We start from the raw sequence: 14,975 nt of genomic DNA, 5'->3' as shown, positions 1-14,975 counted from the left end.
CATGCGACGCAGCACCCGCCGTACGCTCCTCGGTATGGCCATGGCTGTAGCTCTGGGCGTAGGCCTGACGGCCTGCGGCCACAGCCAGGCCTCGGGAAACGCCGGGGACATCGTCCTTGGGCAGGGCGCTGATCACCTGCCGAACCAGACGGCCTCCGACTGGGTGACATACGCCGACCACGTCGTGGTCGTCTCGGCCACCGGCGAGAGAGAGATCGCCCCTGCTGCGCAGGAAGTGGAGCGCGGAGAGGGGACAGTCGGTCGCACGGTCACCCTGTCGGTCGACAAGGTGCTGTGGTCCCGGTCCGACGCTCGTCGCCCGGCGCCGGATGTCTGGGAGTACAGCGCCATGGGTTGGCAGTTCCTGGACGGAGACACCGAGAAACGTACGAAGATGGCGCTGGTCGACCAGCCCCGGGTCGAGCTGGGGCACCGCTATGTCATGGCGATCACCTGGGAAGAGGCCGCATGTTCCCCCGGTGACGCCGCGGAACCCGCTCAGTGGCGTGGGCTCGGCGAGGGCTCAGAGCTGCCATTCGACGGAGGTGTCATCGGCCAGGGCGAGTTGGAAGGACGTCCCCGCACGGCCGCACAGGCACGCAGCACACGGGAGGCCGGGGATGACGCCGGGCTGGAGGACCAGCTGGCCGGCCGCGGCGAGGAGGCACTGATCCAAGCACTGGAAGCGGCTCAGCCACGCGAGCCGGAAGCCTTCGGCCCTACACGGCCGCGCCTCAACTGCGACTGATTTGACGATCCCGATGCGGTAGCTCGGTCAGTGGTCTGTCCCGCGCCCCGGCGCAGGACAGACCACTGACCGGAAGCACCCCTCCTCACGGCTGAACGTTCCCACGTGCTCCTCCGTCGTAGGAGGGACAAGACGCCCGCCACAACAGGGACAAGGAGGGACGGCCCATGACCCAACGCCGCCGCACGGCACGCCGCACCCGGCGGCACGCGGACACCGCCCACGCCCACGAGCCAGACGGGCACACGCCCGGCTCGCAGACGCTCGATGGGACCGACATAGACGTGGCACGTGTGCGCGCGATCCTGACACTGGGCGGCGTGCCGTGGGGCGACCTCGACGACGGCGTGCAAGAGGTGCGGCTCAAGCTGCTGGAACAACACGCCGATCGCAGCCGTGCCGTCATCCGCGACGCATCCGCGTGGAGCAGCGTCGTCGCCGCCCGCGTCGCTGTCGACTGGCACCGGGCCGGTGCCCGCGACGACGGGCTTCGTGCCCGCCTCGCTGCCCGCTGGGTGCGGCAGCCCGCCGCCGAACACACCCAAGAGGACCGCACCCTGGCCCTCGCGGTAGCGGACGGACTCGGCACCCTGCCCCGCCACCAGCGCCAAGTACTGACACTGCGCTACTACATCGACCTGCCGGTGCGCGACATCGCACAACTGCTCGGCATCCCCGAAGGGACTGTCAAGAGCCGCCTGCACACGGCCGTGGCCGCACTGCGCACCCGGCTCCACGAAACGGAGGTGATCCACGATGACCGAACCGACCGAAACTGAGGAGACCCGGCTGCGGCGGGCGCTCACACTGATTGGTGAAGAAGCCGGGCGCCCCGATCCCGTCACGGCCCCCACGCCGCCCCGTACGGCCACTCCGGCTCACCCGCCGCGACGACGGCGGCGCATCCGGGCGGTGCTCGCCGTGGCAGCGACCGCCTGCGCCGCCGCCATCGCCACGACGGTTGCCGTAACCGTCGGCGGCGACTCCGGGACCGAACCCGACACCACAGGCCGGGGACAGACCTTCCCGGAGGCCCTGGCCTGCGCGACCAATATCGTGGAGGGGGACCTCACCTCAGTTCGCCCAGCCGGTCACGATCGCGTACGGGTGACCATGTCCGTGGACCGGTGGTTCAAGCCCGGCAAGGGACCCACCACGACACAGTTCGACCTTGCCGATCCCACCGTCGCGGACCCAGCCGAGGCATACGCCGTCGGCGAACACCTCCTCCTGTTCGTCCCTCGGCGGGAAGGCCAGATCGCTGACGTCTATCAAGGCAAGGAGGTACGCGCGATGCGCGAGCGGATCACCCGCACCCTGCCAGAAGCCGCCCACACCACCTGCCCCCCAGAATTCCGCTGAGGGACGCAGGACAGAGATAGAGGCTGCGGCGATACCGGTGAAGGCCTTTAGCCCGTAGCGACGGTGCGGGCGGCGGCAATTGGTGAGCCAGGACAGAGATGCGCTCAATCACTCAGGGGTGCCGGCTGCGTCGGCCGGATGTCTCGACACCACGGCGGGCGACACGCGGCACAATCTGTGACGCAAGTGACCGCGCGGTGCCCGGCCTGCGGGTGGGGGCACCGCGTCGCTTTCGGTGTCAGCACATTTTGTAGTCGTACCGGCTGCTGCTTTACGAGCAGGGGTCGACCTTGGTGCCGCTCGCCCTTCGCAGGGTGGCGGTGTCGGAGACGTTGTTCCACACATAGGCGCGGCGATTCTGGTACTTCGTGGAGGTGGTGTCGGCTCCGCGGCCGGTCCGAGGTGTAGCGGTGGTTGCTGGCGTCCGAGACGGTCCAGCCCTTGAGGCTGACGCCGCGCGAGGTGCTGTTCTTCACCTGCACGTACTCGGCGTTCAAGCTTGTGTTGGAGCGGGTGTCCGAGCCGGGCGAGTCGTAGTAGATCTTGTAGATGCGCAGCAAGCCAGCGGCCTGCTCCTGGACAAGCGCGGCTACGGACGCCGCGCGGGCCTCGGCCGTCTGCTGAAGCTCCTCGCTCACACTTCTCCCCACCGCGTCAATTGTCCCGCACCGGCAGCGCGCGGACGGCCTCGATCGTCTCCACCGGCCGCGCACTGATGCGGGAAGCCGGCCTCGCCGGCATCAGCCCCCGCCGCACCGGCAAGGGCTTCACCCGCCGTGACCCGGACGCTGACCTTGCCCCGGACCTGGTGCGGCGCGACTTCACCGCGAGCGAGCCGGACCGGCTGTGGGTCACCGACCTGACCATGGTCTCCACGCTGGAAGGACCGCTGTGGCTCTCGGCGATCAGGGACGCGTTCTCCCGCCGGGTGGTCGCCTGGGAGACCTCCGCCCGCGCGGACGCCGACCTGGTCCTGACCACGCTGGAGTACGCGCTCGCGTCCCGTGAGGTCGAGCCCGGCACGCTCATTCACCATGCGGACCACGGCTGTCAGTACACGTCCATCAAGCTCACAACACGCCTGGTGCGGGCAGGAATTAAGGCATCCATGGGATCGGTGGGCGACTCCTACGACAACGCGCTGGCCGAGAACCTGTGGATGCTGATCAAGACCGAGTGCGTCCGCGGCCGGGTGTTCGCCACCCGGGCCGAGGCGAACCTCGCGCTCTTCGAGTACATCGACGGGTTCTACAACCCCCGCCGCATCCAGAAACGACTCGGCTACCTCAGCCCCATCGAGTTCGAGGAGAAGCACTACGCCAACCAGGCAGCGGCCGAACCAGTGAACCTGAGACCCCGTAAACCCGCCCTGACCAGCTAGTCAGCACCTCCCACACAGCGGGGGAAGCTCAGCGGGGAGAGTCCGGTGGAGGACTGGCATGCGGCCCGGGACGGCATCCCGCAGTGCGAGATGATGCGCCTGAATGCTGCTGCTACTCGCGCTGTGCGTGATCGTCTGAGTGCTGAAGCATGGGGGAAACATCGCCCGGAGAATGCTCAAGCGCCGAGCGAAGCTGCGAACTCGATCTTCGCGTCGCTGTATCAAGTGTTGGCCGATCCGCAGCGCGTTCTTCCGGATGGCCGCGTTCTGCGCGACTTGGCGCCCGGCTCCGAGAAGTGGAAGGAGTTCGAACGGCACGTCTTCGTGAACTGCCGCCGGTGGGCTGTTTTAGAGTCCGCATACGGCCCGCGGTCTGTGCTGGTGCTTCTGGCCTGTCATGCCGTTGGACGCGTCAGGAGGTGGTGGCTTCGGCCGGACTGGCCAGCGCGCGTACAGGAGTTCCTCCGGCGACTGGACGTTCCTGAGGCTTGGGAGGAGGACCCGGATATAGCTGACTACATTCGGCGGCAGCCGCCTCCTGATGCTGCTTGCCGCGATGCCTTGCGTCGGCAGTTGCTGGATGGGCCGGACCGGTTCAGTGCCGCTGCTGCCAGTTACTGCCTGCGAGCTGGGCTTGGGCTGCTGACGCCTTGGGACTATGGGTGGCGCGGTTACTGCCGACGCGATATACCGACTGCCCGTCTCGCTCTCGTCGTGCCTCCGGGCGTTCCGGGCGTCACACCGGCAGAAAGAGATTGCTGAGGGCTGTCGGTCCACCGGTGCGGACGGCGGCGGTGCGGAGGAGACCGACGTGTGAAGACGACGGATCTGGCGGCACTGTGTCCAAAAAGGCGCGGAATCTCGGTCTTTTGGTGTGCGGGGGACACAGCGACCGAGGAGCGCGGATGCCGATTCTGGACCTGGACAAGATCACCGCAGGGCTGGCCAAGACCTGGGACGGGTTCCTGCGCGACTGGGACCGCTCACTGCGCGCGGGGAACTATCCGGAGACCACTCGCTACAACTACCTATTGGCTGCGGCCCAGCTGGCCCGATACCTGGGTGACATCGGGCCGGGCGGAGAAGAGGCAGCGCAGGACCCGGCCGAAATCACGAAATCGCACATCGAGGCATTCCAGGCCTGGATGATCAGGAGCCGGTCAGCGTCGACTGCGTTGAACAAGCACAAGGCTCTGCAACAGTTCTTCAAGTGGCTGGCATTCGACGAGGAGGAGATTAGCCGTTCGCCGATGGAACATGTCAAACAACCCAGGACCGCCCAGAAGCTCATCCCGATCATTCAAGACGACGACACATCCAGGATATTGGATACCTGCAAGGGGAACTCCTTCCTGCAGCTGCGTGACGAGGCGATCATCCGGCTGCTCTGCAATACCGGCGCACGCCTGTCCGAGGTCGCCTACCTCCAGGTAGAAGACATCGATCAGAACACCGACTCTGTCCGCTATCACGGGAAGGGCAGCAAAGACCGTCGCGTGCGCTTCGGCCACCGGACTGCTCGGGCGATCAGCCGCTACCTGCGGGCTCGTGCCAGGCACAATGGAGCGACGCTGCCGGAACTGTGGCTGGCCGACCGCGGTGGTCGGCCACTGGCATCCAATGGCATCAAGATCATGATCAGGCGACGTGGACAGGCTGCCGGATTGACCGGTGTCCATGCCCACCGCTGGCGACACACCTTCGCCCATGGGTGGAAACGTGCTGGCGGCGACAGCGGAGACCTGATGCTGCTTCTGGGATGGACCTCCGACGATATGCCCCGCCGCTACGGTGCCAGCGCAGCAGCGGAACGAGCCCAGGAGACCCACCTCAGGATGGGAATCGGCGACCATGTCTGAGCGCTCTCGAGGCAGAGTGCGCAAGCCGGGGCTGACCGCTCAGCAGCGGAGTTACCGGGCGAGGGCGGCGGCTCATGCATCTTGGGCGAACACCAGCGACCGAGCCGCTCGCACTGCGCCGGGAACGGCGGCCTTTCTTGAACGATTCGAACGCCAGGTAGATCCTGAAAGTGTCCTTCCGCTCGAGACCCGTCGTCAGATGGCTATGCACGCCCGAATGGCTTACATGCTGCGGCTCGCGAAGCGTTCCGCTGAAGCTCGTCGCCGAAGGCGAAGTGAGTAAGTGTCTCGGAGATGGCGACGACCGGATCATCTGTGGTGGTCCGGTGGGTGTGACTGTCGGGCAGGTCGTCCCAGTGGCGCTCGTCGACGACCCGGGCGGCCGCAGCCGACCGCCCGCGGGTGGACAGCCAGCCAGGGGGTTGCTGTCCGGGCGTGGGATGGTGGCCTGCAGGGTGACGGTGGCTGCCGAGGCGCGGATCTCGACGAGCTGGTGGCGGTGGACAGGTGGGCACCGAGTAGAGGTTGGTCCTTGGGCGCTTCCGCAGCCGTGGTCGGCGTCGTCACCGACGCCGGGGAGGCCGCCGCGCTGCGCCTGCGGCTGATCTTCGGGCCGCTGGCCGACCGCACCGGCCGCTTCTGGACCCTGACCATCACCGGCGAGCGCCTCAGCTCCTGACCGTTACTGAGATTCCGGGCGTGATGTCGGGAGGCTGCATGGGCTCTGAACCGCGGTTCTTTCTGATCGTCCGGCGACAACACGCAGAGATCATGAGTAGTGCCTGACTCCGAGTGCGCGCTCAGCGGTGTGCGTGCCCAGTCCGCACCGCCCGTGGGGACGGGGCCGGTGCGGTGAACGACCCGGCCGCGGACTCCCTGGCGCCACAGGAGACCGCGGCTGGGTCTCCCCTCCGACCCATCGCCTTCGCCACCTCTCCTACTTCCCGCACATGGAGCCCACCATGGCCGCTGTACTCATCGCCGACCACCAGGCACTACAGCGGCTCGGCCACGTGCGCTCGTGAATCCCACCCGGCCCTGATCGCGGCCGGAGAGGCGAAGGCCAGCCCCGAGACGCTCTGCACAGCCGTCGAACTACGGCCCGGTGTTGTCCTCATGAGCATCCGCCTGCCGGTACCGACGGCATCGAGATCACCGCTGGATCGTGGCGTGCAGCAGCCGTCACCTGTCCCGCTCCTGACGACGTACGAGGGAAGAGTCACGTCCACACCCGCCTGCACGCCGGCGTCGGAGGTCTTATGCGGTGGCCTTGGGGCTGTGCCGGGCGCCCACCGGCGCCGGGGAATCAGCGAGGACAGCTGCCGCGAACCACAGTCGATCTGCTGGCTCGTACTGCACCGGTCCCGACAGTTGCCTGCGCAGCACCGCGTTCTCGTGCCGCCGTACCCACAGTTTCGCTTCCTTGGATGCGTCCCGCCGCAGCAGCAACGCCGGGACCGCGAGCAGTTTCCGAGCCACCTGGTACACCAGAGAAACGATCGCCCGGCCAGGGTTCCAGCAGACCGTGATGGCGCGCCAGACCACCTCCGAGCAGCAGCGATGAGTTTCCGAACGGCACAGGATACGCACAGCCCGTACCGAGTGCACCGACCGGCTCCTCATCACCGGCGAACGACACCTGCGCACGGTCCTCACCACCTACGCCGAGCACTACAACGCCGGACGATCCCACCGCAACCTCGGCCTACGAGCACCCGACGACGACCCGAACGTCATCCCCCTGCCCGCTGCCACGGTCAGGCGCCGCCAGGTACTTGGCGGACTGCTCAACGAGTACCACACCATTCCACCCCGGCTGCCTCACCATCCACAGGAAACGACCAGCTCAGCAGCCTGATTGGAATATTGACACCCTTCAGGGTGGAGTGGGTGCGGGCGCGCCCGCCTGCCCGCAGCAGGCCCCGCTTGCTGCACTGCGCGAGGATGGCGTTCAGGATCTGCTGTTCCAGACCGTGGGCGATCAGCCGGTCACGGAACTCGCTGAGCACCGAGAAATCGAACCCGGAGTCGGCGAGTTGGAGGCCGAGGGCGTATTTCCAGTCGATCCGGCCGCGCACCGCATCAGCGGCCTGCCGGTCGGTCAGCCGCTCTGCATACTGCCCCACGCTGACCAGCGCCGGCATCCCCGGAGACACGGACGGACCACCCCGATGCGCGAACGCCGCCACGAACCGCTCGCTTTCAAACACCGTCCCGAACTCGTCCCTGATCCGCATGGCCAGGCAGCCGCGCGGGAACGCAGCACGGTCCTCGGAGAACCGCGCCACCGTCGTCGGCTGGGGCTTCACCGCCTTCGCACTCGCAGGTGTGTCGTCCATGATCTTCGTCGGCCTCGCCGCGGTGCGCGGCAGCACCGATTATTCGGTCAGCGTGCCGTCCAGCCGCCGTCCACGTACAACTCGGAGCCTGTGACGAAGCTCGCGTCCTGGGAGGCGAGGAACGCGACCGCGCCCGCGACCTCTTCCGGCCTGCCGAGCCGCCTCATGGGGGTGCCCTCGACCATCGCGGTGTGGCGGGGCGTGCCCCGCCACAGCTCGCGGGAGAGGGGTGTCTCGATGAAACCGGGGTGGATCGAGTTGACCCGGACGCCGCGCGTGGCCCAGTGCAGGGCGGCGTTCTTCGTCATCAGCCGGACCGCGCCCTTCGCCGCGTGGTAGGAGAACTGGCTTCCGAAGCCGCCGACCGTGCCGAATATCGACGCGATGTTGACGATCGAGCCGCCACCGGAGCGTTCGATCGCGGGTCCACCGTGCTTCATGCCGAGCCAGACACCGCCTTGGGTCACCGCGATGACCTTGTCCCACGACTCCTGGGTCTCCGTCTCCACCGTGCGCATCTCGGCGATACCCGCGTTGTTGACGAGCGCCGACAGGCCACCCCAGGCGGAGACCACGCGCTCGACCGCGCCGCGCCACGCCTCCTCGTCACTCACGTCCAGCGCGAGGCCCAGTGCCCGCGCTCCACCGGCCGTCAGCTCTGCCGCCAGTCGGTCGCAGCGCCCGGCGTCCACGTCGGTCACCACGACCGTGGCACCCTCGGCGGCCAGCCGGCGCGAGACGGCGGCGCCAATGCCGCCGGTCGCTCCGGTGACCAGGGCGATCTGTCCGGACAGTCGGTCTCGCACAGGCTTCCCTGCGTTCGGTGTGTCAGTGGTCATGGCAGCAACTCCAACCCCGAGCCCAGCAGCGCGGGCACCGCGGAGCCGACCCGCTCGAATCCGGTTCCGACCGTCTGTCCCGCGCGGTAGCGGGCGTGGATGCCCTCCGCGATGACGGCGAGCTTGAAACAGGCCATCGCCTGGTAGTAAGGCAGGAGGCCGATGTCCCGGCCGGACTTCTCGGCGTATCGCTCGGCCAGCTCGGGGCCCGAGGGAAATCCGGGGTTGGCCGTCGGGACGTGGCGCGCCCCGAGGACCGGTTCGCAGGTCCGATCCCAGTACATGAGCAGCATCCCGAGGTCGGCCAGAGGATCGCCGAGCGTGGCCATTTCCCAGTCGACGACCGCGGCGATCCGCCCGAAGTCGCCGGGCGCCAGGATGGTGTTGTCCAGGCGGTAGTCGCCGTGCACGATGGCCGGGGCGCCGCTCTCGGGCAGGGCGCGGGCCAGTCTGCCGTGCAGTTCGTCGAGGTCGGGCAGGGGCCGCGTGGCGACGTTGTCCCACTGCCCGCGCCATCGCCGCACCTGGCGTTCCAGATAGCCGTCGGGGCGGCCGAACTCGCCGAGCCCGACGGCGGCGGCGTCCACGGAGTGCAGCGTGACCAGGGCGTCCACCAGCGCGTCGGCGGCGCGCCGTGCGTCGTCGGGCGGCAGTGCGGCTGCCTTGTCGCCGTCGCGCAGCACCGTGCCCTCCACGAAGCCGACGACGCAGAACGGGGCCCCGATCACCTCCGGGTCCGTGCACGACAGCACGGCCCGGGCGACCGGCACCCCGGTGCCGCCGAGCGCGGCGACGACGCGGTGTTCGCGGTCCATGTCGTGCGCGGTCGGTGTCAGCACCCCCAACGGCGGTCGGCGCAGCACCCACCGGCGTGTCCCGTCGGTCACCTCGTAGGTGAGATTGGAGCGACCGCCGTGCAGGGGCGTCACCTTCAACGGATGCGCGCACTCGGGTACGTGGCGTTCGAAATAGCGCCGCAGCGCGGCCACGTCGACTCCGGCCGCCGGCGTCTCGGCGGTGGTCACCGAATGGCCCTCCGCTCCCGCGCTGCCCGCACCGCGCGCTTGGCGATGGCCCAGCGGTGGGTCTCCGAGGGACCGTCGTAGATACGGAACGGACGCACCTCCCGGTACAGCCGCGACAGCGGGGTGTCCCCTGAGATGCCGAGCGCACCGCAGATCTGCACGGCCCGGTCGACCACCCGGTTCACCGCCTCGGAGACATAGGTCTTGGCGATCGAGGTGTGCTGGGCGGCCGGGCGGCCCTGGTCCAGTTCCCAGCAGGCCCGCCACAGCACTGCCCGGCTGGTCTCGATGTCGATCTCGGAGTCGGCCAACAGCTGCTGCACCATGCCCAGTTCGGCCAGCGGCTTGCCGAAGGCCGAACGGTCCGCCGCGCGCTCCAGGGCGATGTCCTGCGCTCGTCGAGCCACTCCGAGCCAGCGCATGCAGTGGGTCATGCGCGCGGGCCCCAGGCGTACCTGGGCATACGCGAATCCCTGGTCCACCTCGCCCAGCACGGCGGTGTCCTCGACCTCGCAGCCCTCGAAGACGATCTCGCTGTGCCCGCCGAAGAGCCCCTGGTCCAGAGTGTCGATATTCCGGACGATCTTCATGCCGGGGTTGTCGGCGTCGACGAGGAACATCGTCGCGCCGCCCGAGTCGCCGGGGCCGCCGCGGGTGCGGGCCATGCAGATGGCGAAGGCCGCCCCGTCGGCGCCGCTGATGAACCACTTGCGGCCGTCGATCCGCCAGCCGTCGTCGGTCTTCGTCGCGGTCGTGGTGAGCGCACGCGGGTCGGAGCCGGCGCCCGGCGCCGGCTCGGTCATCGCGAAGCACGAGCGCACCTCACCGGCAGCCAGCGGGCGCAGGTACCGCTCCTTCTGCTGCTCCGTGGCCACTGCCGCGAGCAGATGGGCATTGCCCTCGTCGGGCGCCGCGCAGTTGAGTGCGAGAGGTCCCAGAAGCGAGTACCCGGCCGCTTCGAACACCACTGCCTGTCCGCACAGGTCCAGCCCGAGTCCGCCCCACTCGGCGCCGACATGTGGCGCGAACACCCCCGCCTCGCGGGCCGCGGCCTGAAGGCGGCGGCGCAGCGGCTCGGGTCCGGCATGGACATCGCCGTCGCACGCCTGCTCCTCGGGTATCACCACATCCCGTACGAACTCGCTGGTGCGCCGCGCGATCTCCGCGACCCTCTCGTCGATCTCGAACCCGATGGACACCTTCACTCCCGAGCTTGGCTACTGGGCATTAGCCATCTCACGGGCAGAAGGGCGGGCGTGTCAAGGGAGCGGGCTATAGTGAACAGCTTGGCAAGGCGGAACAGGCTAACCGGCGATAGCTTCAGGAGTCCGTATGAGCTCAGCCCAAGGCGGGGCGTACGAGCGGCCGCATCGGCCGGCGCGGCCGGAGGCCACGCCCGCGGCCGATCGCCGTTCGGCCATCCGGCAGGCCGCGCTGCGGCTGTTCGCCGCGCAGGGCTACCGGTCCACCACCATGACCGATATCGGAGCCGCCATCGGCATCCGCGGCCCGAGTCTCTACAAACACGTGGCCTCCAAGCATGAGTTGCTGGCCGAGATCATGATCGGCACGATGGAGCAGCTCATCGCCGACAACATCGCGGCCGTTGCCGGCACGGACGACGTGCGGGAGCAGCTTCGCCGCTCCGTGGAGGCGCATATCCGCTACCACGCCCGCCACCGTCTGGAGGCGTTCGTCGGCAACCGCGAGATCGGCAGCCTGGAACAGCCCGCCCAGGGCCGGGTCCTCGACCGCCGCAGCGACTACGAGCGCCGCTTCCGTGAACTCATCGAGCGGGGTGCCGCCGAGGGTGCCTTCCGTGTGCAGTCGGCCAGGATCGCCTCATACTCGATCCTCGACATGGGGATCGGCGTCGCCAGCTGGTTTCACGAGGGTGGCGAGTTCACCGTCGATCAACTCGCCTACCAGTACGGCGACATCGCGCTCCGCGTCGTGGGCGCGCGACCGCGCGGCGGCTCGCCAGAACCCCTGTGTGAGTAAACCGAATCCAATTCAAATCCTCAAGAGGTAGGCCCCGCTTTCGGCCGCGCGCACGTTATCCCACCGGCTATCTGTCGCGTGCCCCGAGGAAACCCTTGCTCAAAGGCTAGCTGTACTGAGTTCAGTTCTGTACCGTCCCGGGCGTCGGCAGGGTTACAGGACCGTGCCGTCGGAAGGAGGGCCGGATCGTGAGCACCACACAGCAGCCCGCCCCGCCGGGGGCGGAGTCGGCGCCGTACGCTCCGCGTACAGTGCGCCGCGCGATGCTCGCCGGAAGCATCGGCACCCTGATCGAGTACTACGACTTCAGCGTCTACGGCTATCTCGCCGTGGCGATCGCTCCGCAGTTCTTCCCCAGCGACGATCCGGCGGCCTCGACGCTGGCGGCGCTTGCCGTGTTCGCCACCGGCCTCGTGGTACGACCGGTCGGCGGTGTCTTCTTCGGGTGGATCGGCGACCGATGGGGGCGTCGCAAAGCGCTGGTCTCCTCCGTGCTGTGCATGGGAGTGGCCAGCAGCATCACGGGACTGCTGCCGACCTACAGCCAGATCGGCGTGGTCGCCGCGGTGCTCCTGTTCCTCACCCGGCTGGTGCAGGGCGTCTCCTCGGGGGGCGAGTCGGTCGGCGCCTACACCTACATCTACGAGTCGGCGCCGCCCCGGCGCAGGGCCTTCCTCGGTGCCGTCACGCCCATCGGGTCCAACCTCGGGTTCATGTTCGCGGCCGCCACGGCCGGGGCGATCTCCGCCCTCACCACCAAGGAACAGATGGCCGACTGGGGGTGGCGGCTGCCGTTCCTGATGGCCGTGCCACTCACCCTGGTCTGTCTGTGGGCCCGGCTGCGGATCGAGGACACCCCGGAATTCGAGGAGGCCGCACGGCGTGCCGACATCCCGGCGGCTCCGATCCGGGAGGTCCTGTCCACCCACCGCGTCGCGCTGCTCCAGTCCATCGGCCTGGCCATGGCGCAGGGCGGCGCCATCTTCCTGGGGCTGACGTACATCGGCATCTACCTGTCCACCAACCTGGGTTACGACCCCACGCTGGTGTTCTGGCTGAGCGCCGGTGTCGTGCTCGTCACCGTGCTGCTCATGGTGCCGGCCGGCTGGCTCGCCGCCCGGTTCGGGTGCCGTCGTGTCCTGATGGGCGGGCTGCTGGGTTTCCTGGTGACCGCCTACCCCGCGATGATGCTCATGGGCCAACACAGCCTGGCCCTGGCCGGCCTGGCCTATCTGCTCCTGATGCTGAGCAGCGCGTTCGTACAGGTCCCGGCGGCCAGTCTGTGGCCGCATCTGTTCGAACGCCGGGTCCGCTACACCGGCATGGCGATCGGGTACAACATCGGCACCGTGCTCGCGGGCGGTACGGCTCCGTATATCGCGGCCTTCCTGGTCGAGCGGACCGGGAACCTGCTCTCCCCGGCGTTCTTCGTCATGGCGGTCTGCCTGATCGGGATCGGTGTCCTGTTCACCGTCCGCACGGATGTGCAGGGCGCTGACCGCGGTGACCGCCGGTCACCGCATCGCGCTAACCCCCTGTCGTAGGGGAGTGGCCGCCGTGGCCGATGGTCTGGCCGCCGTCGACGAGGAACTCTCCGCCCGTGGTGTAAGAGGCGTCATCACTGGCGAGAAAGAGCACCATGCGGGTGACCTCCTCGGGCTCCCCGATGCGGGGCACCGGCTGATGGGCGAAGAGTCCGGGTGAGGCGTTCTCACCCATGGGCGTACGGATGACGCCCGGGTGTACGGAGTTGATGCGCACCCCGGTGCCCGCCAGGTCCAGTGCGGCGGCCTTGGTCATCCCTCGCACCCCCCACTTGCTCGCCACATAGCCGATGCCGCCGGCGAAACCCACGAGCCCGGCGGCCGAGGAGACGTTGACGACCGCCCCGTGGCCGCGGTCGCGCATGCCGGGGAGGACGGTGTGCATGCCGAGGAAGGCACCCACCAGGTTGACGTCGAGGATCCGGCGGAAGTGCTCGGGCGACTGCTCCACCACGCCGCCGAAGTGAATGATCCCGGCGTTGTTCACCAGGACGTCCACGGGGCCGAAGGTGTCCTCGACTGTGCGGACGACGGATTGCCACTGCGCTTCGTCGGTGACGTCGAGGTGGCAGTACCGCGTGTGGGGGAGCTCATCGGCCAGGGCCTCTCCCTCGTCGTCCAGCAGATCGCAGACGGCGACCCGGGCGCCTTCGGCGGCCAGGCCGCGTACATGCGAGGCGCCCATGCCCCGGGCCCCGCCGGTGACGATCGCGACCTTGTTGTCGAAGCGCATCGCGGGTTTCCCTTCCGTGTCCATGAGTCAACGTCGCCAAGCCGTCTGTGCGTATGGTCAGTCGGGGACGAGCACGGTCCGGCCCCGCACCTGGCCCCGCCGAAGCCTGCCGATCGCTTCCGGTGCCGCGGACAGCGGGAACCGTTCCGATTCGACGTGGAGGGCTCCCGAGCGTGCCAGCGTGACGACCTCGGCGAGCTCGGGGCGGGTTCCCCAGAAGGGCAGCGAGAGCCGGAAGCCGGGCGGGAGAACGCCCGGTTTGGAGACCGTCAGGCAGCCGCCTCCGCTTCCGACGAAGGCGAGTTCACCGCCGGGGCGCAGGACGCCGGTCGCGAGTTCCAGGGTCTTTGCGGTGCCGACGAAGTCGAGCACGGCGTCGGCTCCCGCGTCACCGGTCCGTGCCCTCAGCACGCGGGCGGTGTCCGGCCGCATCAGAGTGCCGAAGTCCGCGCCGGAGCGGTCCGCGAGAGCCAGGGCATCCTCCCGGACATCGACCGCCAGTACGCGGCTCGTGGTGGTCGCGCGGAGGATCTGGACAGCCAGGTGACCGAGCCCGCCGACACCGATGACGACAGTGGAGGTGCCCTCACGGAGTGCGTGCCGGAGCCCGGCCACGGCGTGGTAGGACGTCAGACCCGCATCGGAGAGCGGGGCCGCCTGATCGGCCGGCAGGTCGCCGATCGGCACCAGATGGCGGGCGGACGGGACGAGGAGGTACTCGGCCATTCCGCCGTCCCGGCCGAGTCCGGCCCCATGCCATGTGAGGGTGTCACGCCGGTCGCAGTAGTTGTCCCGGCCCGTGGCGCAACGGTCGCAGGCGCCGCAGCCCCACGGTCCGTAGAGCACCACGCGTTCACCGACCGCCACCCCGTCGGCGTCGGGACCCAGGGCCGCGGCCCGCCCGGCGACCTCGTGGCCGAGGGTGAACGGCAGACGGTAGGGGAGCGCCCCAGGGGCCCCGTCGATGACGTGCAGGTCGGAACGGCACAGCCCGGCGGCTTCCACCTGCACCAGTACCTCGGTGCCACGGGGCATGGGCCGCTCGACTTCGGCCGGTGCCGGGGGCTCGCCCCACGCCGTCAGCCTCAGTGCCCTCATCTTCACCGTCCCAGGTCTCGTCGGTCCCGCGGCCGTCACGGTAACA

General features: G+C 68.9%; 15 protein-coding genes and 1 pseudogene. 8 read left to right on the top strand and 8 right to left on the bottom strand.

All coding sequences use genetic code 11. The features are described 5' to 3' along the window. Position 1: 1 nt before the first annotated feature. The 3 genes from ACZ4WQ_RS14725 (at position 2) to ACZ4WQ_RS14715 (ending at position 2,110) form a co-directional block, all read left to right on the top strand. Positions 2-748 carry a hypothetical protein gene (locus tag ACZ4WQ_RS14725; RefSeq protein WP_311729888.1) on the top strand — a complete coding sequence of 249 codons (747 nt, stop codon included), beginning with the start codon at positions 2-4 and terminating at the stop codon, positions 746-748. A gap of 167 nt (positions 749-915) precedes the next feature. Further along, complete coding sequence (locus tag ACZ4WQ_RS14720; protein ID WP_311729889.1) at positions 916-1,527, top strand: RNA polymerase sigma factor; 612 nt, start codon at positions 916-918, stop codon at positions 1,525-1,527. Further along, positions 1,505-2,110 carry a hypothetical protein gene (locus tag ACZ4WQ_RS14715; protein ID WP_311729890.1) on the top strand — a complete coding sequence of 202 codons (606 nt, stop codon included), beginning with the start codon at positions 1,505-1,507 and terminating at the stop codon, positions 2,108-2,110. The genes ACZ4WQ_RS14720 and ACZ4WQ_RS14715 overlap by 23 nt, the downstream gene beginning before the upstream one ends. 271 nt (positions 2,111-2,381) lie before the next feature. On the opposite strand, the pseudogene ACZ4WQ_RS14710 reads toward ACZ4WQ_RS14715, so the two are convergent. Then, a pseudogene (locus tag ACZ4WQ_RS14710) lies at positions 2,382-2,670 on the bottom strand (lamin tail domain-containing protein). Positions 2,671-2,768: 98 nt separating this feature from the next. Between ACZ4WQ_RS14710 and ACZ4WQ_RS14705 the strand changes: the two are divergent. From ACZ4WQ_RS14705 to ACZ4WQ_RS14695, 3 genes are all read left to right on the top strand, one after another. Continuing rightward, positions 2,769-3,491: an IS3 family transposase gene (locus ACZ4WQ_RS14705; RefSeq protein WP_311729891.1), complete on the top strand. Its 723-nt coding sequence runs from the start codon at positions 2,769-2,771 to the stop codon at positions 3,489-3,491. A 905-nt stretch (positions 3,492-4,396) separates the two neighbouring features. Then, positions 4,397-5,350 (top strand): tyrosine-type recombinase/integrase, encoded by a 954-nt coding sequence (locus tag ACZ4WQ_RS14700; RefSeq protein WP_311729892.1) that lies wholly within the window; start codon positions 4,397-4,399, stop codon positions 5,348-5,350. A 532-nt stretch (positions 5,351-5,882) separates the two neighbouring features. Continuing rightward, positions 5,883-6,029, top strand: coding sequence for a hypothetical protein (locus ACZ4WQ_RS14695; protein ID WP_311729893.1), 147 nt, complete (start codon positions 5,883-5,885; stop codon positions 6,027-6,029). Positions 6,030-6,607: 578 nt separating this feature from the next. Here the strand turns inward: ACZ4WQ_RS14695 and ACZ4WQ_RS14690 are convergent. From ACZ4WQ_RS14690 to ACZ4WQ_RS14670, 5 genes are all read right to left on the bottom strand, one after another. Next, positions 6,608-6,838: a hypothetical protein gene (locus ACZ4WQ_RS14690; protein WP_385346469.1), complete on the bottom strand. Its 231-nt coding sequence runs from the start codon at positions 6,836-6,838 to the stop codon at positions 6,608-6,610. A 299-nt stretch (positions 6,839-7,137) separates the two neighbouring features. Continuing rightward, the gene (locus ACZ4WQ_RS14685; protein ID WP_385346471.1) at positions 7,138-7,725 is read right to left on the bottom strand and encodes a transposase; all 588 of its coding nucleotides are present in this window, start codon (positions 7,723-7,725) and stop codon (positions 7,138-7,140) included. 11 nt (positions 7,726-7,736) lie between these two features. After that, the gene (locus ACZ4WQ_RS14680; RefSeq protein ID WP_398371961.1) at positions 7,737-8,495 is read right to left on the bottom strand and encodes an SDR family NAD(P)-dependent oxidoreductase; all 759 of its coding nucleotides are present in this window, start codon (positions 8,493-8,495) and stop codon (positions 7,737-7,739) included. Between the two features lie 29 nt (positions 8,496-8,524). Beyond that, entirely contained in the window at positions 8,525-9,553 is a 1,029-nt protein-coding gene (locus tag ACZ4WQ_RS14675) for a phosphotransferase family protein (protein ID WP_398371963.1), read from the bottom strand. Then, positions 9,550-10,752: an acyl-CoA dehydrogenase family protein gene (locus ACZ4WQ_RS14670; protein WP_385346477.1), complete on the bottom strand. Its 1,203-nt coding sequence runs from the start codon at positions 10,750-10,752 to the stop codon at positions 9,550-9,552. The genes ACZ4WQ_RS14675 and ACZ4WQ_RS14670 overlap by 4 nt, the downstream gene beginning before the upstream one ends. A gap of 133 nt (positions 10,753-10,885) precedes the next feature. Between ACZ4WQ_RS14670 and ACZ4WQ_RS14665 the strand changes: the two genes are divergently transcribed. Beyond that, the gene (locus ACZ4WQ_RS14665) at positions 10,886-11,554 is read left to right on the top strand and encodes a TetR/AcrR family transcriptional regulator (RefSeq protein WP_385346479.1); all 669 of its coding nucleotides are present in this window, start codon (positions 10,886-10,888) and stop codon (positions 11,552-11,554) included. Between the two features lie 188 nt (positions 11,555-11,742). Then, on the top strand, positions 11,743-13,098 hold the full coding sequence (locus ACZ4WQ_RS14660; RefSeq protein ID WP_398371966.1) for an MFS transporter: 1,356 nt from the start codon (positions 11,743-11,745) through the stop codon (positions 13,096-13,098). On the opposite strand, the gene ACZ4WQ_RS14655 is transcribed toward ACZ4WQ_RS14660, so the two are convergent. Together ACZ4WQ_RS14655 and ACZ4WQ_RS14650 are read right to left on the bottom strand one after the other, a co-directional pair. Then, positions 13,082-13,831 carry an SDR family oxidoreductase gene (locus ACZ4WQ_RS14655; RefSeq protein WP_398371968.1) on the bottom strand — a complete coding sequence of 250 codons (750 nt, stop codon included), beginning with the start codon at positions 13,829-13,831 and terminating at the stop codon, positions 13,082-13,084. The two genes, ACZ4WQ_RS14660 and ACZ4WQ_RS14655, sit on opposite strands and share 17 nt — an antisense overlap. A 57-nt stretch (positions 13,832-13,888) precedes the next feature. Further along, positions 13,889-14,929 carry an NAD(P)-dependent alcohol dehydrogenase gene (locus tag ACZ4WQ_RS14650; protein WP_385346485.1) on the bottom strand — a complete coding sequence of 347 codons (1,041 nt, stop codon included), beginning with the start codon at positions 14,927-14,929 and terminating at the stop codon, positions 13,889-13,891. Between the last annotated feature and the right edge of the window lie 46 nt (positions 14,930-14,975).

The sequence above is a fragment of the Streptomyces sp. NPDC028305 genome (assembly GCF_055569495.1).
Note: the sequence above shows the minus strand (reverse complement) of the source record. Positions and strands in the feature narration are given on the sequence as shown.